This is a genomic window from Puniceibacterium antarcticum (assembly GCF_002760615.1).
Lineage (GTDB): Bacteria > Pseudomonadota > Alphaproteobacteria > Rhodobacterales > Rhodobacteraceae > Puniceibacterium > Puniceibacterium antarcticum.
The window spans coordinates 100,666-124,200 of sequence record NZ_AWWI01000021.1 but is presented as its reverse complement, the minus strand read 5'-3'; the positions used below and the strand labels follow the sequence as shown (position 1 = coordinate 124,200).

Annotated in this window: 24 protein-coding genes; 17 read left to right on the top strand and 7 right to left on the bottom strand. The window is 60.2% G+C overall.

Features of this window, described 5'->3' with window-relative positions:
• Positions 1-228: 228 nt before the first annotated feature.
• The gene (locus P775_RS02475; protein ID WP_099909475.1) at positions 229-1,452 is read right to left on the bottom strand and encodes a urate hydroxylase PuuD; all 1,224 of its coding nucleotides are present in this window, start codon (positions 1,450-1,452) and stop codon (positions 229-231) included.
• 103 nt (positions 1,453-1,555) lie between these two features.
• Here P775_RS02475 and P775_RS02470 point away from each other — a divergent pair, with 103 nt between their 5' ends.
• From P775_RS02470 to P775_RS02460, 3 genes are all read left to right on the top strand, one after another.
• A complete protein-coding gene (locus tag P775_RS02470; protein ID WP_099909474.1) occupies positions 1,556-2,464 on the top strand; it encodes a LysR family transcriptional regulator in 909 nt (302 codons plus the stop codon).
• 65 nt (positions 2,465-2,529) lie between these two features.
• Positions 2,530-3,441: an MBL fold metallo-hydrolase gene (locus P775_RS02465; RefSeq protein WP_099909473.1), complete on the top strand. Its 912-nt coding sequence runs from the start codon at positions 2,530-2,532 to the stop codon at positions 3,439-3,441.
• Positions 3,441-3,818, top strand: coding sequence for a rhodanese-like domain-containing protein (locus tag P775_RS02460; RefSeq protein ID WP_099909472.1), 378 nt, complete (start codon positions 3,441-3,443; stop codon positions 3,816-3,818). The genes P775_RS02465 and P775_RS02460 overlap by 1 nt, the downstream gene beginning before the upstream one ends.
• Positions 3,819-3,957: 139 nt before the next feature.
• Here the strand turns inward: P775_RS02460 and P775_RS02455 are convergent, their stop codons facing one another.
• A complete protein-coding gene (locus P775_RS02455; protein ID WP_099909471.1) occupies positions 3,958-5,277 on the bottom strand; it encodes an ammonium transporter in 1,320 nt (439 codons plus the stop codon).
• 35 nt (positions 5,278-5,312) lie between these two features.
• A complete protein-coding gene (locus tag P775_RS02450) occupies positions 5,313-5,651 on the bottom strand; it encodes a P-II family nitrogen regulator (RefSeq protein ID WP_099909470.1) in 339 nt (112 codons plus the stop codon).
• A gap of 255 nt (positions 5,652-5,906) precedes the next feature.
• On the opposite strand from P775_RS02450, the gene P775_RS02445 reads away from it, so the two are divergent.
• The 7 genes from P775_RS02445 to P775_RS02415 all read left to right on the top strand — a co-directional run bounded on the left by P775_RS02445 (position 5,907) and on the right by P775_RS02415 (position 14,288).
• Positions 5,907-8,102, top strand: a complete 2,196-nt coding sequence (locus P775_RS02445; RefSeq protein WP_099909469.1) for a transglycosylase domain-containing protein — start codon at positions 5,907-5,909, stop codon at positions 8,100-8,102.
• A 265-nt stretch (positions 8,103-8,367) separates the two neighbouring features.
• Complete coding sequence (locus tag P775_RS02440; RefSeq protein WP_099909468.1) at positions 8,368-10,101, top strand: type I secretion system permease/ATPase; 1,734 nt, start codon at positions 8,368-8,370, stop codon at positions 10,099-10,101.
• On the top strand, positions 10,098-11,408 hold the full coding sequence (locus P775_RS02435) for an HlyD family type I secretion periplasmic adaptor subunit (protein WP_099909467.1): 1,311 nt from the start codon (positions 10,098-10,100) through the stop codon (positions 11,406-11,408). The genes P775_RS02440 and P775_RS02435 overlap by 4 nt, the downstream gene beginning before the upstream one ends.
• Before the next feature lie 136 nt (positions 11,409-11,544).
• Positions 11,545-12,009: a RidA family protein gene (locus P775_RS02430; protein WP_099909466.1), complete on the top strand. Its 465-nt coding sequence runs from the start codon at positions 11,545-11,547 to the stop codon at positions 12,007-12,009.
• Entirely contained in the window at positions 12,006-12,755 is a 750-nt protein-coding gene (locus tag P775_RS02425; protein WP_099909465.1) for a glycerophosphodiester phosphodiesterase family protein, read from the top strand. Before P775_RS02430 ends, P775_RS02425 begins: the two co-directional genes overlap by 4 nt.
• Before the next feature lie 46 nt (positions 12,756-12,801).
• Positions 12,802-14,001 (top strand): GNAT family N-acetyltransferase, encoded by a 1,200-nt coding sequence (locus tag P775_RS02420; RefSeq protein WP_099909464.1) that lies wholly within the window; start codon positions 12,802-12,804, stop codon positions 13,999-14,001.
• Positions 13,998-14,288 carry a 4a-hydroxytetrahydrobiopterin dehydratase gene (locus tag P775_RS02415; RefSeq protein ID WP_099909463.1) on the top strand — a complete coding sequence of 97 codons (291 nt, stop codon included), beginning with the start codon at positions 13,998-14,000 and terminating at the stop codon, positions 14,286-14,288. Before P775_RS02420 ends, P775_RS02415 begins: the two co-directional genes overlap by 4 nt.
• Positions 14,289-14,330: 42 nt before the next feature.
• Here P775_RS02415 and P775_RS02410 read toward each other — a convergent pair whose 3' ends face one another.
• Positions 14,331-14,819, bottom strand: coding sequence for a peroxiredoxin (locus P775_RS02410; RefSeq protein ID WP_099909462.1), 489 nt, complete (start codon positions 14,817-14,819; stop codon positions 14,331-14,333).
• A gap of 96 nt (positions 14,820-14,915) precedes the next feature.
• Here P775_RS02410 and P775_RS02405 point away from each other — a divergent pair, with 96 nt between their 5' ends.
• From P775_RS02405 to P775_RS02395, 3 genes are all read left to right on the top strand, one after another.
• On the top strand, positions 14,916-16,151 hold the full coding sequence (locus tag P775_RS02405; RefSeq protein ID WP_099909461.1) for an NAD(P)/FAD-dependent oxidoreductase: 1,236 nt from the start codon (positions 14,916-14,918) through the stop codon (positions 16,149-16,151).
• Positions 16,148-16,726 carry a 16S rRNA (guanine(966)-N(2))-methyltransferase RsmD gene (gene rsmD, locus P775_RS02400; RefSeq protein WP_099909460.1) on the top strand — a complete coding sequence of 193 codons (579 nt, stop codon included), beginning with the start codon at positions 16,148-16,150 and terminating at the stop codon, positions 16,724-16,726. Before P775_RS02405 ends, rsmD begins: the two co-directional genes overlap by 4 nt.
• Positions 16,727-17,535: 809 nt before the next feature.
• Complete coding sequence (locus tag P775_RS02395; RefSeq protein WP_342749627.1) at positions 17,536-18,450, top strand: MBL fold metallo-hydrolase; 915 nt, start codon at positions 17,536-17,538, stop codon at positions 18,448-18,450.
• 51 nt (positions 18,451-18,501) lie between these two features.
• On the opposite strand, the gene map is transcribed toward P775_RS02395, so the two are convergent.
• Positions 18,502-19,311: a type I methionyl aminopeptidase gene (gene map, locus P775_RS02390; RefSeq protein ID WP_099909458.1), complete on the bottom strand. Its 810-nt coding sequence runs from the start codon at positions 19,309-19,311 to the stop codon at positions 18,502-18,504.
• Between the two features lie 138 nt (positions 19,312-19,449).
• Positions 19,450-20,160, bottom strand: coding sequence for a DNA/RNA nuclease SfsA (sfsA, locus tag P775_RS02385; protein ID WP_099909457.1), 711 nt, complete (start codon positions 20,158-20,160; stop codon positions 19,450-19,452).
• Between the two features lie 46 nt (positions 20,161-20,206).
• Here sfsA and P775_RS02380 point away from each other — a divergent pair, with 46 nt between their 5' ends.
• From P775_RS02380 to P775_RS02365, 4 genes are read left to right on the top strand one after another with little or no spacing between them, the layout of a single operon-like run.
• Positions 20,207-20,929, top strand: coding sequence for a competence/damage-inducible protein A (locus P775_RS02380; protein WP_099909456.1), 723 nt, complete (start codon positions 20,207-20,209; stop codon positions 20,927-20,929).
• Positions 20,926-21,660, top strand: a complete 735-nt coding sequence (locus P775_RS02375) for a GNAT family N-acetyltransferase (protein ID WP_099909455.1) — start codon at positions 20,926-20,928, stop codon at positions 21,658-21,660. Before P775_RS02380 ends, P775_RS02375 begins: the two co-directional genes overlap by 4 nt.
• Positions 21,661-21,692: 32 nt before the next feature.
• A complete protein-coding gene (locus tag P775_RS02370) occupies positions 21,693-22,226 on the top strand; it encodes a peroxidase-related enzyme (protein ID WP_099909495.1) in 534 nt (177 codons plus the stop codon).
• A complete protein-coding gene (locus tag P775_RS02365) occupies positions 22,198-23,142 on the top strand; it encodes an OmpA family protein (RefSeq protein WP_245875533.1) in 945 nt (314 codons plus the stop codon). Before P775_RS02370 ends, P775_RS02365 begins: the two co-directional genes overlap by 29 nt.
• A 12-nt stretch (positions 23,143-23,154) precedes the next feature.
• On the opposite strand, the gene P775_RS02360 is transcribed toward P775_RS02365, so the two are convergent.
• Positions 23,155-23,508 (bottom strand): YigZ family protein, encoded by a 354-nt coding sequence (locus P775_RS02360; RefSeq protein ID WP_099909453.1) that lies wholly within the window; start codon positions 23,506-23,508, stop codon positions 23,155-23,157.
• Positions 23,509-23,535 lie beyond the last annotated feature (27 nt).

Genomic DNA, 23,535 nt, shown 5'->3' with positions numbered 1-23,535 from the left:
GGGTCTGAAACACAAAAGCCGACCAAACCCGTTGCAGGTTTGGTCGGCTTTTTCACATCCGCAGCATCCGGACCGCCCGCCCTACTCCGCCGCGACGAGTGACAGGCTGTAAAGATGCCATCCCGCAGGGCCCAGCACTGGAAAGACCACCAGCAGCGCAAAACCGAACGCGGCAAAGATCACGCCAGCCCAGCACCAATGTCCGCACGGGCCGCTGCCCGGCGCCCCTCAACCGCCCGTTGCCGCCGCGTACCAGTCGCGGATCTGCGCCCGCTCCTCTTCCGAGATATAGGACAGGTTCGCGGGCGGCATCGCATGGCTCAGCCCGGCCTGCAGATAGATCTGCTTGGCATGGCGCGCGATCTGCGCTTCGGTGTCCAGCCGCACGCCCTTGGGTGGCCAGTGCAGCCCCTCCCAGGCAGGTTCAGACGCGTGGCACATCGAACAGCGCCCCATCACGATGTCCTGCACCTGCCCAAACCCCTCGGCCTGCGTAAACTGCAGCGCGCCTCCCGTGGCTTCCTCACTCTCTTCCGCACGGAACATCGGCGCGGTGCTCAGCCACATGATCAGGATGAACAGCACCGCTGTCGCCAGCCATGTCCAGGTCGGCTCGCCCTTCCTTGCATGCATCGAGTTGAAATAATGCCGGATCGTCACCCCCATCAGGAACACCAGCGAGGCGATCAGCCAGTTATACTCTGACGCGAACGCCAGCGGGTAATGGTTGGACAGCATCAGAAAGATCACCGGCAGGGTGAGGTAGTTGTTATGCGTCGACCGCTGCTTGGCGATCTTGCCGTATTTCGCATCCGGCACCCGGCCGTTCATCAGATCATCCACAACGATCTTCTGGTTCGGGATGATGATGAAAAACACGTTCGCCGTCATGATCGACCCGGTGAACGCGCCCAGATGCAGCAGCGCGGCGCGCCCCGAAAACACCGAGGTGTAGAAATACGCCATCCCCACAAGGATCACGTACAGCAGCAGCATCAGCCGCGTGTTATCTTCGCCAAACTTCGATTTGCAGATCTGGTCATACATCACCCAGCCAAAACCGAGGGACGCCAGCGAAATCCCGATCGCCTGCCAGCCCGCCAGATCCATCACCGCCGGGTCGATCAGATAGAATTCTGACCCAAGGTAGTAGACCAGAAACAGCAGCGCAAAGCCTGACAGCCAGGTCGAATAGCTTTGCCATTTGTGCCAGATCAGCCCGCCGGGCATGTGATCGGGCGCCACGAGGTATTTCTGGATGTGGTAAAATCCGCCGCCATGGACCTGCCATTCCTCACCATCCGCGCCACTGGGCAGATTGCGGTCACGGTGCAGACCCAGATCCAGCGCGATAAAATAGAACGACGCCCCGATCCACGCAATCGCCGTGATCACATGCACCCAGCGTACCGCGAATTCCAACCAGGCGCCCATCGCCGCGAGATCATACATGCCTGCCTCCTGTGCCGCTTCTGTCACCACGCTATACGGCAGGGGACTTGTTTGTTAATCCTTCAAATCACAACACAGTTTCAAGAATACGCGGAAAATCGAAATGGCCTATGTAAACAACATCCGCATGTTCGTCCGCGTCTATGAATTGGGCAACATGTCCGCCGCCGCGCGGGATCAGCGCACCTCGCCCGCTGTTGCCTCGTCCCGGATTGCTGAACTGGAACGCCACCTTGGCGTGCGCCTGTTCAACCGCACCACCCGCGCCCTGCACGCCACCGAACACGGGCAGCTGTTCTATGATGGCGCGCTTGGCATCCTTGACGCCATCGAAACCGCCGAGGCGACGGTGATGGAGGCGTCGCAATCGCCCCGGGGCACCTTGTTCGTCTCGGCCCCGCTGGGTCTGGGCCGCCGCATCATCGCCCCCGCCGTGCCCCGGTTCAAAAAGATGTATCCCGATATCGACATCCGCCTGCGCCTGTCCGACCGGCTGGTGGATGTGACTGCCGAGGGGCTCGACCTTGCCTTTCACCTCGGCACGCTCAGCGACAGCGACCTCAAGGTGCGGATGATCGCCGATTGCCCCCGCCACCTTGTCGCCGCCCCGTCCTATATCGCGCGGCGCGGCAACCCTGTGGACGGCGCCACGCTGGTGCAGGACAAACACGACTGCCTCAACCTGCGCTTTCCCGGTGCGCGCGAATTCCAGTGGACGCTGCAGACCGCCGATGGCCCACGCCGCTATGAAATCAGTGGGCCGTTTGAATCCGACGATGGCGATGTGCTGACCCAATGGGCGCTGGATGGTTGCGGCGTCATTCTGAAGCCGGAATTCGAGGTTGCCGAACATCTGCGCACCGGCGCGCTGGTCCCGGTGGCCGTGGCAACGCCCCCCTACCCGACGCAACTCGCCTGCCTCAGCCCGTCACGCCGGTTCCGCGACCCCAAGGTGCAGCTGTTTTCCGGCTTCATGATCGCCCATTGCCGCGAAAGGCTCGCGTCAGCCTGACCCTTGAAATCCACATCACATTCAATTATGTGAATTTAATAGATACGAACGCACAGGAGCATCCCATGTTCACCCGCACCAGCCCCTCAACGGGTTCTAAATCGCCGCAGGTGGATGGGTTTTACGACCCCGCAACCGGATCGGTGCAATATGTGGTCAGCGATCCGGCGACCAAACAGGCCGCGTTGATCGACATCGTGATGGATTTCGACCCCGCCAGCGCGCGAACCAGTTTCCACTCGGCGCAGACAGCGCTCGATTTTGTGCGCGACACCGGGCTGACGGTGCAATGGATCCTCGACACCCATCCCCATGCCGACCACCTGATGGCGCAGCACTGGCTCAAGGAACAGACCGGCGCGCCCACCGGCATTGGCGAGAAAACGCACGATATCGCCACCCTCTGGGCCGAAATCTACAACCTGCCAGACAGCTTCGACCCCGCCCGCGACTTTGACCATCTCTATGCCGATGGCGACAGGTTCAAACTCGGCAACCTCGACGTGCAGGTGATCCTGTCGCCGGGGCACACTTTGGGGTCCGTCACCTATGTGATCGGCGATGCGGCCTTTGTGCATGACACCTTCATGCATGTGGATTCCGGCACCACCCGCGCCGACTTCCCCGGCGGCTCCTCCGCCGAGCTTTACACCTCGCTCCAGCGCCTGCTCACCCTGCCCGACGACACGCGCCTCTTCGTCGGCCACGACTATCCACCCGTGGGTGAACGAACCGACCCGGCGTGGGAATCGACGGTGAAAGAGCAGCGCGCCCACAACACCCATATCGGCGGCGGCGTGACCGAAGCCGATTATCGCAAACTGCGCGATGCCCGCGATTCTACGCTGAACCTGCCCGCCCGGATGCTGCACGCGCTGCAGGTCAATCTGCGCGGCGGCCGCCTGCCGGATCCGGAACAGGACGGCCAGCGTTACTACAAGATACCCGCCAACCGTTTTCCCGAAAGGAACACATGATGAAATCCGACATGCACGACGGCGTCGCCCTCGAAACCTGGACAGCCGACGAAGTCCAGACAGCCCTGTCCAAGGGCGAGATTGTCCTGATCGACGTGCGCACCCCGCAGGAATACATGTTCGAACATATCGAAGGCGCGCTGCTGATGCCGATGGCATTCTTCGACGCCACCAAACTGCCGGGCCAAAGCGACAAGCGCATCGTGCTGCACTGCGGCTCGGGCCTGCGCTCGGAAAAGATGGCCAAGGCGGCGATCGCGGCGGGCTTTGACAAAATCGCCCATCTCGACGGCGGGTTCGGCGCATGGAAGGCGGCAAAGAAACCCTACATCGGCACCAACATGGCAACCGGCGCACCGCAACGCGTCACCCCCTGACACCGGGGGCGACGACCATAGTCCACCCATACGATTTCCATACGCAATCCATACGCGTTCCAGCCGTCTGTTTGGACATAAAAAGACCCGGGCACGAATGCCCGGGCAAGTTTGTCAAATTCTGATCGGAAGGAGGAGATCAGGATTTGGAGAACTCAGGATAGGCTTCCATGCCCAGCTCGGCCATGTCGAGACCGTTGATCTCGTCTTCCTCGCTGACGCGGATCCCCACGACGGCCTTGATGATGAACCAGATCACTGCCGAGACGACAAAGGTGAAGATGCCCACGACGAGCATGCCGTAAAGCTGCGTGCCAAGGCTTGCATTACCATTGGTGATGACCACGGCGATAGTGCCCCAGAGCCCGCAGCAGAGGTGCACGGGGATGGCGCCGACCACGTCGTCGATCTTGAGCTTGTCGAGCATCGGCACCGCGAGGACGACGATGATACCGCCAATGGCACCAATCAGCGTTGCGGCACCCAGGCCCGGGGTCAGCGGCTCTGCGGTGATCGACACAAGACCAGCCAGCGCGCCGTTCAGCACCATGGTAAGGTCAGGTTTTTTATACATGATCTGTGTCAGAATCAGCGCCGCGATGGCACCGCCAGCAGCAGCCGTGTTGGTGTTGGCGAAGATGCGGCTGATGTCAGAAATGTTGCCGGCCGTGTCCATGTACAGCTGCGAGCCGCCGTTGAAACCGAACCAGCCCAGCCACAGGATGAACGTGCCCAGTGTGGCTAGTGTCAGGTTGGAACCCGGCATCGGCACAACGCGGCCATCCTTGTACTTGCCGATACGCGGACCGAGGATCAGTGCGCCCGCCAGAGCCGCCCAGCCACCGACCGAGTGCACGACAGTCGAACCGGCAAAGTCGAGGAAGCCCATTTCGTTCAGGAAACCGCCGCCCCATTTCCAGGATGCCTGGATCGGGTAGATGAAACCAGTCAGAATGATGCAGAAAAACAGGAACGGCCACAGCTTGATACGCTCGGCCAGGGTGCCGGATACGATCGAGCAGGTGGTGGCGCAGAACATCAGCTGGAAGAAAAAGTCAGACCCGACAGACGCATAGGTCAGATCCGTGTCCGGGCTGCCGCCGACAGGCTCAAGGGCTGCCATCGAGAAGGCGCCGATCACGTTCTGAACGGTCCAGCCATCGCCCGGGTACATCAGGTTGTAGCCGACCACGTAATACATGATGGATGCGATGGCGAAAAGTGCGACGTTCTTCATCAGCTGCATCGTGACGTTCTTCTGGCGCACCAGACCCGCCTCGAGCATCGAGAAGCCTGCGCCCATCCACATGACCAGAAAACCGGTCACGAGGAACATGAAAGTCGTGAAGATATAGCCGATTTCGCCCACAGGCGGGGTGACATCCGCCTCTTGTGCAAAGCCCATGACAGGCAGCGCAACCAGCGCAGCAGCCGTGGCAAGTGTCTTGAGAAGTTTCATTCGTCCGTTTCCCTTTGTCTCTCGTCGCCGCGGTTTCAGAGCGCGTCTGCGTCAGTTTCGCCAGTGCGCACACGCACGGCCTGCAACACATCCAATACAAAGATCTTGCCATCGCCGATCTTGCCGGTCTGCGCCGTCTTTGCGATCGTTTCGACCACCTGGTCCGCCATCCCGGCAGACACGACGATCTCAAGCTTAATCTTCGGTACAAAGTTCACCGCGTATTCTGCGCCGCGATAAATCTCTGTATGTCCCGATTGCGAGCCGAAGCCCTTGATTTCTGTCACCATCATGCCGCGAACGCCGATGGCGGTCAGCGCCTCGCGTACCTCCTCCAGCTTGAACGGCTTGATCGTTGCAATGATGAGTTTCACCTTGGTCCCTTTCGGTTTGGCAGGTCGGGGCCTGCAGTATGTCCCGAAGAAAGCGATTTGCGGCGCCGTTTTGAAAGGGCAGACTGTCGGTTTTACGACCTTAAGACCGAGCTATTTGCACAAATTTTGCACAAAAATACATTTATGTTTAAAAAATAGTCACAATAAAAACCTGTGATCTTTCACAGTAGTCGGTCCACATCCCACGCCAAACCGGGTAAGTTGGAAAAAAAGAACAGCAGTCAGGCAAAGAACATGAGTGATTCAGGTCGTGGCAAGGAACGTCTCGTGGCCGATCGTCGGTATCCAAAGAAGGCGACACCGGCCAAACCAAAGCCAAAGGCGGCCACGGTCGCGAAAAAGACCGCCCCCAAACCCGCGCCAAGGCGCAAAGGACCGCCCCCGCGTCGGTCCCGCAACCCGATTGTGGCCTTGTTTATGGGAACATTCGGGTTCTTCTTTGGGTTGATCTGGCGGATTGTCTGGCGCGTCTCGGCAGTTGCCGCCATCGTGCTCGGCCTTGCCGTGGCCTATACCTATACGACCGTTCCGCCACTTGACCACCTGCTGGACGGACGGGCCAAGGGCTCCGTCACGCTGCATGATCGCGACGGCAAGGTCTTTGCATGGCGCGGCGATCAATTCGGTGGCACGGTCACTGCCGATTCCGTTTCGCCATACTTGCGCGACGCCGTGGTCGCGACCGAAGACCGCCGCTTTTTCATGCATCCCGGCGTCGATCCCATCGGCATCGCTTCGGCCATCCGCATCAACCTGAGCGAAGGCCGTGGGCCCCTGCAGGGTCACGGCGGATCGACCATAACACAGCAGACGGCCAAGCTGTTGTGCGTGGGCGTGGAATTCGACGCGACCAAGTGGAAGAACGAGGCGGAATATGTCTCCGAATGCCGTCAGGGCTCGCTGGCCCGCAAGGCCAACGAAGCGCTTTATGCCATGGCGATGGAGCTCAAGTTCACCAAGAATGACATCCTGTCGATCTATCTGAACCGGGCCTATTTGGGCGGTGGCGCCTATGGCGCTGAAGCTGCGGCACAAAGGTACTTCTCCAAGCCCGCATCGGCGCTGAACCCGGCGGAATCCGCGATGATCGCCGGCCTGCTGACCGCGCCGTCCTCGCTTGCTCCGACCTCGAACATCGAACGGTCCCGCAACAGGGCCGCGACCGTGGTCGGACTGATGAAAGATCAGGGATATCTGACCGCAGCACAGGCGCAGGATGCGCTGGCCCATCCGGCGGTCCTGTCCGATGCTGCCGAAGCGCGGGCCGGGGGGTATTTCGCGGACTGGGTGATGGATACGATCCCGGATTTCGCCTCGGTCGAATCGCGCCAGGATGTTGAAATTCGCACGACGCTGGACCAGCGGATTCAACGCGCGGCAGAGGATGCGATGAACGCCATCTTCAACGAAAAGGTCAGCGAAGGGTCCACAGCACAGGCCGCCATCGTGATCATGTCTGCCGATGGCGCGGTCCGTGCCATGGTCGGCGGGCGTAAGACGGGTGTCTCAGGCGTGTTCAACCGCGCAACCCAGGCCAAACGGCAGACCGGGTCCGCCTTCAAACCCTTCATCTATGCCACTGCGCTTGAATTGGGCTACGGCCCCTATGACACGGTGGTTGACGAACCCTTCTGCATGAATGTTGTCGGCTCTGGCCAGTGGTGCCCCCAAAACTACACCAAATCCTACAAGGGGCGCGTGACGCTGACAGAGGCGCTCGCGCATTCGCTGAACATCCCGGCAGTGAAGATTTCCGAACTGGTGGGCCGCGACAAGGTCAAGCAGGTGGCCGACCAGTTCGGTATCGGCTCTGACATCGACAACACCCCGGCGATGGCGCTTGGCACATCAGAGGCAAGCCTGCTCGAGATGACCGGCGCCTATGCGGGCATTCTGAATGGTGGCTCTTCGGTGCGGCCCTTTGGCCTGGTCGAACTGCGCATCAAAGGCGATGCGGATGCGATGATCGGCGCGGGGGGCGGTATCGGCGAACGTGTGATCAACGAGACCGCAGCCAAAGAGCTGATCTTCATGATGCACGATGTCATCGAGGAAGGCACGGGCCGACGCGCCCGCCTTGAGGGACGCGAAGCTGCAGGCAAGACGGGGACCACGCAGGCGGCGCGGGATGCCTGGTTCGTCGGTTTCACGTCGGATTATGTCGCCGGTGTCTGGATGGGCAATGATGACAACACACCGCTGAAAGGTGTGACAGGCGGCGGCCTGCCCGCCGATATCTGGCGCGAGGTGATGGTGCGGGTCAATGAGGGGATCGAGCCGCGGCCGCTGCCGATGATCGTCCCCCAGCGTCCCGCACCGCAAGTGGCGCCCCAGCAGCAACAGCCGCAACAGCAAGCGCCGCAAGAAGAGCGCGATCCGGTGGGGAACTTCGTGAACAACCTTCTGCGCGATATCCTCGGCGGGAACTGACCCGCCGGACAATGGGTTTTGCATCCTCTGATCGGGGCGCAAAACCCCGACGCGGTGCAGAACAGGATGCGCCAAGGGACTGGCAAGCCGCCGCATTTGCGTAAAGCATGTCCGCTGTGAAGCTGCGTCAGCAGCCTGCTGGCCAGCTGCGTCATTTCGACAAATCACAACTTGGCTGGGCCGAGTGATGATATGCTCTATCGCACCGCCACGTTTTCAGTGAAAATTCATCCAACTCCATTACTCGAAAAGCATGAAAGCTCAGATGTCTCCAAACCAGATGGATAAAGGGCGCGAGGAATTGCGCGCGGCGCGGCGCGCAAGCCGCCCCTATTACTGGTTTGTCGGCGTCTTCAGCTTTTTCGTCAACATGCTGATGCTGACCGGATCGCTTTACATGCTGCAGGTCTACGACCGTGTGCTGGGGTCGAGGTCAGAGGCAACGCTGCTCGCGCTCTCGCTGGTGGTGCTGTTTCTCTATATTATGATGGGCGTTCTGGATTATGTGCGGGGCCGCGTCATGGGACGGGTTGCCGCGCGGTTCCAGTCACGGCTGGACTTGCGGGTTTTTGATGCCGTCATGCGGCGCGCCGCAACCAAGCCGGACGAACTCTCGGCCACTGGTCTGCGCGATCTGGAATCGGTGCAGCGCCTGATGTCATCGCCAGTGCTGCTGTCCCTGTTCGATCTGCCTTGGACACCGTTTTTCCTGTTCGGGATCATCCTGTTTCACCCATGGCTCGGCTACCTTGCCATGGCCGGCGGCGCGACGCTGATCGTCATCACCCTGGTCAACCAGCTTGTCACGCGCAATCCCACGCTCAAATCCAGCCAGGCCACCTTTCAGTCGGAAAAGATCTCGGACCAGATCCGCGGTGAATCCGAAATGGTGCTGGCCATGGGCATGCGCGGCAACGCCTTTCACCGCTGGAAAAGTGCCCGCGATGGGTCCTTGCGCGGACAGATCGCCTCGACTGATCTTCTGGGCAGTTTTTCGACCCTGACCAAGACCCTGCGCATGATTCTGCAGTCGGCCATGCTGGGGCTTGGCGCCTATCTGGTCCTGCAGAACGAGGTGACGGGCGGTGCCATGATCGCCAGTTCAATCCTGATGGGACGGGCCCTGGCGCCGATCGAAATGGCGATCGGTCAGTGGGGGCTGATCCAGCGCGCCCGCAAGGGATGGGACAATCTTGCGCGTCTGCTGAGCGAGGTTCCCGAGGAGGCGCCGCGCACCAATCTACCCACCCCACGTGCCAAGCTGGATGTGACCCAACTGACCGTGGTGCCACCGGGTGAGCAGCTGGCCGCGCTGCGCTTGCTGAGCTTCAATCTGCTGCCCGGTCAGGCCATCGGCGTCATCGGACCCTCCGGTGCCGGGAAATCCACTCTGGCGCGCGCGTTGACAGGCGTGTGGCGCCCGGCGGGCGGGAAAATTCGTCTGGATGGCGCGTCGATTGAACAATACGGCCCGGATGTACTGGGACGCTATATCGGGTATCTGCCGCAGCGCGTCACGCTTTTCGACGGCACTATCGCCGAAAACATTGGCCGGCTTTCGGCATCGCCGGACGCCGCCATGGTGGTAGAAGCGGCAAAAAAGGCGGCCGCCCATGACATGATCCTGAAGTTGCCGGATGGGTATGATACCCGTGTGACGGCCACAGGCGGACGCCTGTCAGGCGGACAGATGCAACGGATCGGTCTGGCCCGCGCAATGTATGGTGATCCGATGATTCTGGTTCTGGACGAACCGAACTCAAATCTCGACAACGAAGGATCGGAAGCGGTCAATCAGGCCATCCGCATTATGAAATCCGAAGGGAAATCGGTGTTGATCATGGCCCACCGCCCGGCTGCGATCAAGGAATGCGACCTGCTCCTGGTGCTCGAAGGCGGCAGCAGCGTGGCATTCGGCCCAAAGGATGAGGTCCTGAAACAGAAAGTGCAGAACCATCAGAACATCACCGGCGCCGTCGGCCCGGGAGGGATGAGATGAGCGCCGCTACCGACAAGGATTTTCCGCTGCGCAGGCCGCTTCTAATCGGCGTGTTTGCACTGATCGTACTGATCGGCGGCTTTGGTGTCTGGGCGGGCACAACCAATATATCCGGGGCAATCATCGCCACTGGTCAGATCGAGGTTGATCAGAACCGGCAGGTGATCCAGCATCCGGACGGCGGTGTCGTTGCCGAAATCCTTGTCGATGAAGGGGATGCGGTCGAGATCGGCGCCCCGCTGATCCGGCTGGATGCCAACCAGATCCAATCTGAACTGACCATTGTCGAAGGACAGTATTTCGAACTGGTGGCCCGCCGCGCACGCCTGCATGCGGAACGCGACGGACGCGACGACGTCACCTTTGATGCCGATCTTCTGGCCCGCGCCGTCATCGACGCCGATGTTGCCGAGCTTGTCGAAGGCCAGCGGAACCTGTTTGCCGCACGGCGCAATTCGATCAACCGCGAGATCGAACAACTTTCAAAACGCCGGGACCAGATCGGCGATCAGATCGTCGGGATCGACGCACAGCAAGTCGCGCTGCTGCGTCAGCTTGAGCTGATCGAGAAAGAGCTGAGTGATCAGCAGTCCCTTCTTGACAAGGGGCTGGCCCAGGCCAGCCGCGTGCTGAGCCTGCAGCGCGAAGAGGCAAGCCTCTCTGGCAGTGTTGGTGACCTGAAGGCGCAGAAGGCGCAGGCCGAAGGGCGCAGCACGGAAATCGACATCCAGATCCTCCAGTTAGACACTCAGCGCCGCGAAGAGGCGATCACGACCCTGCGCGATTCGCAATCGAGCGAACGCGAACTGGCCGAGCGGCGCCACGCCCTGCGCGAAAGGCTGGGCCATATGGAGATCACCGCGCCGGTCGCTGGGGTCGTCTATGGCCTGCGCGTCTTTGCGCCTAGGTCCGTGATCCGTGCGGCAGATGCGCTGATGTATCTGGTACCACAGGACCGCCCCCTGATCATTACAGCCCAGGTGCTGCCGATCGACATCGACCAGCTGTTTCTCAACCAAGAGGTTGCGCTGAAATTTCCAGCTCTGAACCAGCGCCAGACACCGGAACTGTTCGGGAGTGTGTTCAAGATATCAGCGGATGCCTTTCAGAACGAAAACTCGAATGTGAGCTATTACCGCGCCGAAATTGTGCTGTCGGAGGGCGAGATCGACCGGTTGCCGAAGGGCAGTACACTGATCCCCGGCATGCCGGTCCAGGCGTATATCCGCACCACGGACCGCACGGCGCTGGCCTATCTGCTGAAACCCTTCATGGATTATTTCGCCAAGGCTTTTCGCGAAACCTGAATGCGGCGCAAAGCTGTCCGCAGGCTTTTGCAGGCGCGTTCGTCAAAACCGTCACAGAAACGACCCTTTGTTGGCCTTTTCAATTCCCGCGACCTCGCCTAGCCTGCGCGCGAAACAGACATCTGAAAGGCCGCACATGACCAATCCCATCGACGCCCGCCTGGCCGAACTTGGCCTGACACTCCCCTCCGCCCCGGCACCCGCCGCCAATTACGTGCCCTTCGTGCTGAGCGGCAAGATGCTCTACGTCTCGGGCCAGATCTCGAACGGACCAGGCGGGCTGATCATGGGCAAACTCGGTGATGGCATGGCGGTCGAAGACGGCGCGGCGGCCGCCAAGGCATGCGCGCTCAGCCTGCTGGCACAGGTCAAGGAGGCGCTGGACGGGGATCTGAGCCGCCTCAAGCGGGTAGTGAAACTGACCGGCTTCGTTAATTCCACCTCCTCTTTCACTGACCAGCCCAAGGTGATCAACGGCGCCTCGGACACCTTTGTCGAAATCCTCGGCGATGCCGGCCGTCACGCACGCTCTGCCGTGTCCGCAGCCAGCCTCCCGCTGGGCGTGGCTGTCGAAATCGAAGGCATTTTCGAAATCGAATGACTGCACTTCTAGATGCCTTCCTGTCACGGCCCATTGCGCACCGCGCCCTTCACGGGGCGGGTGCGCCCGAAAATTCACGCTCTGCCGTAAGGCGCGCTGTCACGGCGGGCTACGGGATCGAGATTGACCTGCAGCTGTCTGCAGATGGTACGGCCATGGTGTTTCACGACTACGATCTCGGGCGGCTGACAGCAGAGACCGGCCCGCTCCAGCGGCGCACAGCACAGGCGCTGTCGCAAATCCCGCTGAAAGGTGACCAAGAGGGCATTCCGACACTGCGCGACATCCTCGCCCTTGTCGCCGGGAAGGTGCCGCTGCTGATCGAGATCAAGGATCAGGATGGCGCGCTTGGCCCCATGGTCGGGGCACTGGAAAAGGTGGCCGCCCAGGATCTGGCCGCGTACTCGGGTCCCGTCGCCGTGATGTCCTTTAACCCGCACAGCGTGGCTAAAATGGCAGAGCTTGCACCGGATGTGCCGCGCGGCCTGATCACCTGTGATTATACCGATGACGACTGGCCGACCATTCCCGCCGCAATCCGCGCTGCGCTGCGCGACATCCCGGATTATGACCGTGTCGGCGCCAGTTTCATCAGTCACGAGGCCAAAGATCTGGCCAGCCCGCGTGTGGCGGTGCTGAAAAAACTGGGGGCTGTGATTCTGTGCTGGACCATACGGTCGATTGAGGCAGAAGCCGCAGCGCGCAAAGTCGCTGATAATGTGACCTTCGAGGGCTACACAGCTTGAACCCTCGACGCAAAGGCACAGATAGAGGGACAAGAAGGGGACGCCCATGATCGAGCAGAGCCCAAGCCAGACCATCGCCATCAACGTTCTGACATCGTTGCGCCAGATTGACGCCGCAGACTGGGATGCCTGCGCCTGCCCCGAAGCTGCGGATGGGGGACGGCCGAATGATCCGTTCACCACACATCGGTTTCTGCTGGCGCTCGAAGAATCGGGATCCGTCGGCCCCGGCACGGGCTGGGATCCGCGCTATCTGCTCGCCGAAATGGACGGCAAGACAATTGCAGCCGCGCCGCTTTACGCCAAGAGCCACAGTCAGGGCGAATACATCTTTGACCACAACTGGGCTGACGCCTTTCAGCGTGCGGGCGGGCAATATTACCCCAAGCTGCAGATCGCCGTGCCCTTTACGCCTGCCAGCGGTCGGCGGTTCCTGACCAAGCCGGGATACGAGGCCGTCGGCATGTCCGCCCTTGTCCAGGGAGCAGTTCAGTTCGCCGCTGAGAACGAACTGTCGTCGCTCCACGCGACATTTTGCACAGAGGCCGAAGCGATTGCGGGCGGCAAGATGGGCCTGATGTCGCGCACAACGCAGCAATTCCACTGGGTCAACGAAGGTTATGACACCTTTGCCGATTTCCTGACCTCGCTCAGTTCGCGCAAGCGCAAGACGATCCGAAAGGAACGTGAGCGGGCGCAGGCCTTTGGTGGCGACATTGAAATCCTGACCGGCGATCAGATCCAGCCCGAACATTGGGATGCCTTCTGGATCTTCTATCAGGACACCGGCGCGCGCAAATGGGGCAGTCCCTATCTGACCCGCGCCTTCTTTGACGTGGCCCAAGAAACCCTGCGCGATGATATCCTGCTGGTGATGGCGTCGCGCGATGGCGAATATGTTGCCGGCGCGCTGAACTTCATCGGGCGCGAGACGCTGTATGGTCGCTACTGGGGCTGTGTCGAAGATCACCCCTGCCTGCATTTCGAGGCGTGTTATTATCAGGCCATCGACTTTGCCATTGCCCACGGGCTTGCCCGGGTCGAGGCCGGGGCGCAAGGCGAACACAAGCTGGCGCGCGGATATCTGCCCGTGCCGACTCATTCGCTGCACTGGATTGGGAACTCCGGCTTTGCCAAGGCCGTTTCAGAGTACCTGAAGGCCGAGTCCGCCGCCGTCAGCGAAGATATCGAAATTCTGACGGCCTACGGGCCGTTCAGAAAGGACCAAAGAGAGGAACGCCAATGACCGAACTTCTGTCAGACACAGCCCGAGAGACTGTCCTGCAACCGCTGTTCGACAGCGGCTGGGCCATGGTCGAGGGACGCGATGCGATCCACAAGACCTATGAATTCAGCAATTTTGTCGAGGCCTTCAGCTGGATGACCAGTGCTGCGCTTTGGGCGGAAAAATGGGATCACCACCCGGAATGGTCCAACGTCTATAAGACTGTAGAGGTGACGCTGACCACCCATGATGTGGGCGGCGTCTCGTCCCTGGATGCCAAGATGGCCCGCAAGCTCGATACCTTGTGAGCCGCGACGAGGAGGCCTTTCAAGGCCTCCTCGCATATCAGATCAGAGCGCTGCCAGCAGCGATTCACCGCCAGAGATTTCGCAGGTACCGGGGCTTTCCTCGGGCATGAACTGCGTCACAACACCGTCTTCGACCAGCATCGCATAGCGCTTGGAGCGCTTGATCAGACCGGCGGGCGGCGCATCAAAGGCCATGTCGATGGCGTCGGTGAACTCGCTCGCCGCGTCGGACAGCATGGTGATTCCGGCTGCGGTGGCACCGGTCGCCTCGCCCCAGGCCTTCATCACGAAGGGATCGTTGACCGAGATGCAGATGATTTCATCCACACCCTTGGCAGCGAACTCGTCCTTGGTGCGGATAAAGCTTGGCACATGTGCCGAATGGCAGGTCGGGGTGAAGGCCCCCGGTACCGCAAAGATGACAATCTTGCGGCCTGCGAGCTTGGCGGCCAGATCAACCGCTTCGGGCCCGGAATCTCCCATCTGCACCAGCGTCGCGGCGGGCAGTTTATCCCCTGTCGAAATTGTCATGTCATGAATCCCCTGAATTGCGTTTCGTCACCCTGCGCATATAGGGTGCGCCCAGCAATGACCAATCAGCAAAACGCAGACCAAAAGGGGACACAGATGAGCAAAGTCGTGGTGATCGGCGCCGGGCAGGCCGGATCGGCATTGGTGGCCCGTCTGCGCAAGCAGGGCTTTGACGGTCAGATCACTTTGGTTGGCGACGAACCCGTGCCCCCCTATCAGCGCCCGCCTCTGTCCAAGGCCTATCTGCTGGGCGAGATGGAGCAGGAACGGCTCTACCTGCGCCCGGCCAGCTATTACAGCGATCAGAACATCGATCTGCGCACAGGTGCGCGGGCGGCCTGCATCGACACCGCAGCCAGGACCGTCACGCTGCCCGACGGAGCGGTCTTGAATTACGATCATCTGGCCCTGACCACCGGATCGACCCCGCGCCACTTGCCTGCGGCCATCGGCGGCAAGCTTGACGGCGTGTTCACTGTGCGCACCCTTGCGGATGTCGACAGCATGGCGCCGCGCTTTACCAAGGGTGCAAGGGTCCTGATCGTCGGGGGCGGATATATTGGGCTCGAGGCTTCGGCGGTCGCGCGCAAGCTGGGGCTTGACGTCACGCTGATCGAGATGGGGGACCGCATCTTGCAGCGCGTCGCCTCGGCCGAAACCTCAGAATACTTCCGTGCCCTGCACCGCAAGCATGGCGTCAACCTGCGCGAAGGCGTCGGCCTTAAACGGCTTTTGGGCGAGGGGCATGTGAGCGGCGCAGAGCTGACCAACGGAGATCAGCTTCAGGCCGATTTTGTGATCGTTGGGGTGGGTATCACGCCAGAGACCGACCTTGCCGAAAAGGCAGGCATCACGTTGGAAAACGGCATCAAGACCGATAATTTTGGACGTACCTCTGACCCGGCGATCTGGGCGGCGGGCGACTGTGCCTCTTTCCCGTGGAAGGGCACGCGCATCCGGCTGGAAAGCGTCGGTAATGCCATTGATCAGGCGGAATGTGTGGCAGACAACATCATGGGTGCGAACACCCCTTACAAAGCAAAACCGTGGTTCTGGTCAGATCAGTTCGATGTCAAGCTGCAAATCGCCGGACTGAATAGCGGCTATGACACCATCGTCACCCGAAGGGCCGCCGACGGCGCAAGCGGTTCTCATGCCGGCGGAGTGGTATCGTTTTGGTACTACCGTGGCGAAACACTTCTCGCGCTCGACGCGATGAACGATCCTCGCGCCTATATGGTGGGAAAGCGGCTGATTGAGGCGGGCAAATCCCCTGCGCCGTCGGCCATCACCGACTCGGACGCTGACCTAAAGGATCTTCTAAAGATATGAGAATCATCGCCGGAACGCTTCGTGGGCGCGCCCTTGCGGCTGTGGGAAAGGGGGATCCAAGTGCGCATCTGCGCCCGACCACCGATCGCGTCCGCGAAAGCCTGTTCAACATGCTGGCGGGCGGGCGGTTCGGAGATCCGTTCGAGGATGCCGTGGTGCTTGACCTCTTTGCCGGAACCGGGGCGCTGGGGTTCGAGGCACTGTCACGCGGAGCAGCCCGCGCAATCTTTGTCGACGACGGGCGCACGGCGAATACGCTGCTGCGAGAGAACATACGCCTTCTGGGGGTCGCCGAACACTGTCGCATTTTCAATCGCGACGCCAGCCGCCTGCCTCAATCAGACGACAGCCCGGCGACACTTGTCTTTCTTGACCCGCCCTATGGTAAGGACCTTGGGGCACGCGCACTGGATACCGCCGCTGCCGCAGGATGGATCGCCCCCGAAGCACTGATAGTCTGGGAGGAGAACGCCCCCCAAAACCCGCTGCCCGGGTTTAACCTGCTCGAAAACAAGCGGTATGGCGACACGCATGTCACCCTGATGACCGCCCCCCCCGATAGTCGAGGCAGATGATTTGGAAGCGGTACGACATTCATCTCGCTTTCAAAAGGGTGGTCTCAGCAGAAGCAGTTTCTGCAGGTCGCAAAGATATTGCGCAAAAAATGCAAAATATTTCGGCAAAAATCCGAATGGACTACAAAACTTCATGGTTCACTTGTCGTAGGTAAACCGTCGTGTTAATGATTCCTGAACGGCCTCGTATCCGCAGTACGATCCGTTGGACAATGCAAAAGATTTGGTGGATTAGCAAAAAAGATAATTTTGCAGTCTTTTTGACTGCCGTTGGTTTACTTATTTGATGCCCCGCGTTTTGCGTGGAGCGTGATAGAATGCTTTTATCCAGAGGCGTCCTTTTTGGTTTGGACGTTCTCATTTGGGGTGAGCCTGCATCTTTTTCTGAAAATGCCCTCACGTCTATGCACGTCAAACTGCCTCTGCGGACAAAGTTTCGGAGATGTTAGAAGATCATGAACGAACATTCACACAAAAGTCAGTCCAGCGTTAGAATATTCCACTGCAACTACTGCGACCATAATCTGCGGTTTGGCCGCAGAATTTGCGGCGATTGTTATCAGCCGACTCCTTTCTATAATCGATTTTGGTTTTCCGGTCTGGCTTTAATCGCCCTAGTGATCGCCGCCCTCATCGTAGTGGGCAGCACGCTCATGTAACGGCCTGATCTCTACACGGCTGTAAACACTGGCGCAGGGCTGGAATGGGTCCTAACCTTACATTTGAACGGGTGAATGATGTGAGGGCACATGCGACTATTCCAGCCAAACCGCCGTGATTTCATAAAAATTTCTGCAGCGCTTCCAGCCTTGCATTTACCAGCCCGCGCTGCGGCATCCTCGGATTTCGGACCTGTAGGTTTTTCCAACCCCAGCCACGTAAATTTCTCCTTGGGCCAGATCGGCCTGACCATTCTGTCCGACGGTTTTTTCCGCCGCCCGACCGAGACCATTGCCATCAACGCCGATCCAGACCTGCGGGTTAGGTTTATGTACGAACATTTCCTGCCGCAGGACGGCGGCTATTCCCATACCAACCACGTGGTGATCGACAGCGGCGACGCGCGCATCCTGATAGACGTCGGCTCTGGCGATCGTTTCCTTCCAACCACTGGGCGGCTGATGGCAAACATGGCAGAGGCTGGCATTGATCCTGCGTCGATCACGCATGTGATCATCACACATGCGCATCCAGATCACATCTGGGGCATTCGTGACGGCTTTGACGAAGCAATACTGCCGGATATTCCCTACTTCATCGGAGCGACCGAACGTGCCTTCTGGATGCAGGACGATCTGGTCACGCGGGTCCCGCCCGAACTGCAGCAATTTGTCCTGGGGGCGCAGAACTCGATTACGGTGTCAGGTGCCGACTGGACACTTCTAAACCCGGATCAAGAGGTCGCTCCCGGCATTCGCGTGATCCCGACGCCGGGCCATACACCCGGGCACATGTCTGTGGTGGTAGAAAGCGACGGCGAACAGCTGATCGTGCTGGGCGATGCGATGACAAACCCTTACCTTGATTTTGCCCATCCGGACTGGGTCAATGAAGCGGATATGGATGCTGCTCAGACCGTTACCACGCGCCGCCGCCTTCTGGACATGGCCGCCACAGACCGCATCGCGGTTCTGGGATATCACTTTCCGTTTCCGGGAATTGGCAATGTGATGAGGGACGGGCAAAGCTATCGCTTTATCCCGGCGCTCTGGCGTTTTGACTGACAGCTGAAACGGATGATCCGGGGCAGAGCGCCGGATCACCGTGCGCGCGGTTCAGTAGGTCGGGTGAAAGCTCCCGCCGGGTGAGTGGGTGAATATCTCGACCCCGTCTGAGGTCACGCCGACCGAATGTTCAAACTGCGCCGACAGGGATTTGTCGCGGGTCACGGCGGTCCAGTCATCGGCCAGAACCTTGGTTTCCGGACGACCCAGATTCACCATAGGCTCGATTGTAAACAGCATGCCTTCTTCCAGCACCGGCCCGGTCCCAGCGCGACCATAGTGCAGCACGTTCGGCGGGGCGTGGAACACCCGCCCCAGCCCGTGACCGCAGAAATCACGCACGACGGACATGCGGTTGACTTCGACAAAGGACTGGATTGCGTGGCCGATATCCCCGAAGGTGTTGCCCGGCTTTACGGCCTCAATGCCCTTCATCAGGCTGTCATAGGTGATCTGGATCAGCCGTTCGGCCTTGCGGGCCAGCTTGCCTGCCACGTACATCCGGCTTGTATCGCCGAACCAGCCATCCACTATCACCGTGACGTCGATGTTCAGAATGTCCCCATCCTTGAGCTTTTTCTCACTCGGGATGCCGTGGCAGACGACATGGTTTATGCTGATGCAGCTGGCGTGCTTGTAGCCCTTGTAGCCGATCGTGGCCGATATGGCACTGGCATCCTCGACCTGCTTCTGGATAAAGGCGTCGATATCGCCAGTGCTTACACCAACGTCGATCATAGGTGCCACGTCATCCAGAATGCGCGCAGCCAGTGCGCCGGCTTTGTGCATGCCGGCGAAATCGGATCGATCATAAATGCGTATACCGTCTCGGGTCAGACGCCCTCGCGTGTCTTCATTCACGGCCTGCGGCTCCGTCTCTTGTGTTTTATGCTACTTAGTCCAGCTTTCGGGGAAGTTCCAGTGCCCCCAATCCGTCGCGGCATTCACGACTTAGGCCGCGCTATAAAATGGCTTTGGACTTGGTCGGCAAAAGCCTCCCTAAAGGCCCGCTGTTTCATAGGGCAGTGCCCTGTCGACCGTAATGGATTCGGCAGAAATGGCGCAGGACAGGCAGAGTATTTCGACACCGGCAGCCTGCGCCGTGAGGAACGCCGCGGCATAGGTCGGGTCGATATCAGCAGCCACCGCAACGCGTGTACAATCGGTGCGCTGCACCAGATAGATAAGAACCGCGCGATGCCCCTGTGCCACCATCCTGGCCAGTTCGCCAAGGTGCTTGGTGCCGCGTGCTGTCACGCTGTCGGGGAATTCGGCCAGCCCCGGATGTCGGGACAGGGTCACCGATTTCACCTCGACATAGGTGTCGCGACGCCCGCCCCCCTGCAAAAGGAAATCAATCCGGCTGCCGGTGCCGTATTTCTGTTCGGGAAACACCCGATCATAACCCTGAAGCCCCGCGACCTTGCCCGTCTCAAGTGCAGCGCGCAACACGCGGTTGGCAGCCCCGGTATCAACGCTGATCAGCACGCCGTTGACCTCGACCAGCCGCAGACCATATTTCAGCTTTTTCTTCGGATCGTCATTGGGTTCCAGCCAGACGCGCAAACCCGGCGCGGCCATGCCCATCATGGAGCCTGGATTGGGGCAATGGGCTGTCACATCCTGGCCGTCGGGCAGACGCACATCGGCCAGAAAGCGTTTGTAGCGGCGGATCAGCACTGCCGGAATGAGAGGGGTTTGAAACCGCATGGGCCGGGCCTATACCTGAGCCAACGACAAAGGCAAGGAGTCCGAGATGCCCAACCCCACCGCCGCTATGCTGGTGATCGGAGACGAGATCCTCTCGGGCCGCACCCGCGATGCAAACATGCATTTCCTTTCCGGAGAGCTGACCAAGACAGGCATAGATCTGCAAGAGGTCCGAATCGTGTCGGACAAAACCTCTGCAATTGTCGATGCGGTGAACGCCCTGCGCGCGGATTATGACACGGTGATCACCTCGGGCGGGATCGGCCCGACCCATGACGATATCACCGCCGATGCCATCGCAGCGGCCTTTGGCGTGTCTATCGACGTGCGCGACGATGCACGCGCCCTGCTTCAGGCGCATTATGACCGGCAGGGATCCGAGCTGAACACCGCTCGCCTGCGCATGGCTCGCATCCCTGATGGGGCCACGCTGATCGACAATCCGGTTTCGGTAGCGCCGGGCTTCACCCTTGGCAATGTGCATGTGATGGCTGGAGTGCCATCAGTGTTTCAGGCGATGGTCGCCAGCGTCCTGCCCGCCCTGACCGGCGGCGCGCCGCTGCTGTCGCAAACCCTGCGCATCCAGCGCGGCGAAGGTGATATTGCAGGACCGCTTGGGGAACTGGCGCAGGAATTCGATGATTTGCAGATAGGCTCCTATCCCTATCAAAAGGACGGCGTGTACGGCGCAAACATCGTCATCCGCGGGAGCGACAGCGCCCGCCTGAATGCTGCCATGACCAAACTCTCTGGGCTGTTCCCCGCATGATGCCGACGCTGCAGGATCTTTATGCAGTGACCGAGGCCACCTGGCCGCCCGCTGGCCGCACCGAACAGGGCAGCGTGATCCTGCGCGACGGCGCAGGGGGCGGCAAACGGGTTTCGGCCGCAACTGTGGCAGAAGGCTGGACCGACGCGGACCTTGCCGCAGCAGAAGAGGCCATGACCCTGCGGGGCAAGACGCCGCTGTTCATGATTCACCCAGGCGAAGATGCTCTGGACACCGCTCTTGCCGCGCGGGGGTATAAGGTCATCGATCCGGTCAATATCTGGCTTTGCCCACTCTCGCAGCTGACAGAGACACCCATCCCGCGCGTGACCGCCTTTGCCATCTGGGAACCGCTGGCGATCATGCGCGAGATCTGGGCGCGGGGCGGCATTGGTCCCGAACGCATTGCAGTGATGGAGCGCGCGCAAGGCCTAAAGACCGGGCTTTTTGGGCGGACCGATGACAAATCTGCCGGCACGGGATATTGCGCGCTGCACACTGGAATCGCGATGGTTCACGCGCTTGAGATCCTGAAAGAACACCGCAGCAAGGGTCTGGGAAAGTGGATGATGCGCTGCGCTGCATTCTGGGCGCAAGAACAGGGCGGCACACATATGGCCGTCCTCTGCACGCAGGCGAATACTGGCGCGAACGGCCTCTACGCTTCCCTTGGGATGGGGGTTGTGGGACAGTATCATTACCGTATCAAAGCGGAGGATATGCAAAAGTGACTTTGAAACAACCGACAGCACTCGACCTGCCGATGATCGACCCGCTGCCCGAAGCGACCCAGAAGTACTTCAAGGTCTGCATGGAAAAGCTTGGGATGATCCCCAACGTGCTGCAGGCCTATGCGTCGGATATCGACAAACTGAATGCCTTCATCGCAATGTACAACGATCTCATGCTGTCCGAATCGGTCCTCAGCAAGCTTGAGCGCGAGATGATTGCTGTTGTCGTGTCTTCCGTGAATAAGTGTTTCTACTGCCTGACCGCTCATGGGGCCGCCGTGCGCCAGCTGTCAGGAAATCCGAAACTGGGCGAAATGCTGGTGATGAACTGGCGGGCCGCACAGCTGGAACCCAGTCAGCTCGCCATGCTGACCTTTGCCGAAAAGATGACCCGCGCCAGCGCCGAAATCACCGAGGCAGACCGGCAGGCTCTGCGCGACGTTGGATTCAACGACCGGGGAATCTGGGACATTGCCAATGTGGCGGCGTTCTTCAACATGACCAACCGCGTGGCTTCTGCCACGGATATGCGGCCGAATGACGAATACCACGCACAGGCGCGCTAAAGCCATTCGTTCGGCGGCTGTGATGCTGCTGTGCCTCATCACAGGGCCGGCGCTGGCGATTGACCTGTCGCTGCCGCTGGGGGCTCGCATGGTCGCCGAAACCACAACCGATGCCGGCAGCTACCGCCTTCCTCTTGGCCCTTGGACGGCAGAAGGTCTGCCGAGCCTGCGCATCGAAGGCCCAATCACACGGCAGGCATGGCGTGTCGATGGACAGGGCGCGACGACACAGCAAGTCATGGCTGGACTGCGCGATCAGATCACCGAAGCAGGATACAAGATCGCGCTCGACTGCGGCGCACAGGGCTGTGGCAGTTTCGATTTCCGCTTCAATACCGAGGTGCTGCCTGGCCCAGAGATGTATGTCGATCTGACCGATTTTCGCTTTCTGTCGGCCCGCGCGCCGGATGGGGACGCTGTCAGCCTGCTGGTCAGCCGAAGTTCTGCCGCCGGTTTCATCCAGATCATCCGCGCAGGAACGGCTGCAGCTCCGCTGGAACGCGCCCCCACGGCGCTGCCAGTGCCGGATGGCCCCTCAGATGCGCTGTCCAAGCAACTAGAATCCGTCGGTCATGTCGTATTGCGCGATCTGCAGTTTTCCAGCGGTGTGTCAGATCTGAGCGATGGTGACATTGCCTCACTCGACACGCTTGCGGCCTATCTGCAGGCAAAACCCGCAGCGCGGATCATCTTTGTCGGGCATACGGACGCCACAGGATCGCTTGAAACCAACATTGCCCTGTCGCGCCAGCGTGCCTTGGCTGCAGTGAGTTATCTGCGCAAACGCTACGACATCGCGGCCAGTCGCCTTTCCGCAGAGGGGGTTGGCTATCTTTCCCCGATCTCCACGAATCTTACCCAGGAAGGGCGGCTGGAAAACCGGCGGATCGAGGCTGTGTTGCTTCCCGACGCCTGAAAGTCGTCGCGCTCAACCGCGCAGATCCGCGAGATAGATCCTGACGGACTCTTGCACGTGGCGGAACCTGTCGCCGCCCAGATGCTTGCCGCCGTACCAGCGCGTCACGATCAAAAGGTGATCCTGCAGCTGTTCACGTTCCAGCATCCGCAGGATCACCATGCCGGCGCCGCTTTCGCCATCATCATTCTTGATTGGCACCCCATCGGCGATCAGCCCCCAGGAATGATGTGTCGCCTTGGCAAATTTCTTGCGGTGCATCAGTTCCTTGATCAGCGCCTTTGCCTCATCCTCGGATCCGCAGGGCGCGCCCGAAACGGCGTATTTAGACCCCCGGTCGCTGATGATATTTTCGATCACACGCATCGTGGGAGTTTAGGCCTGCAGCCCGCC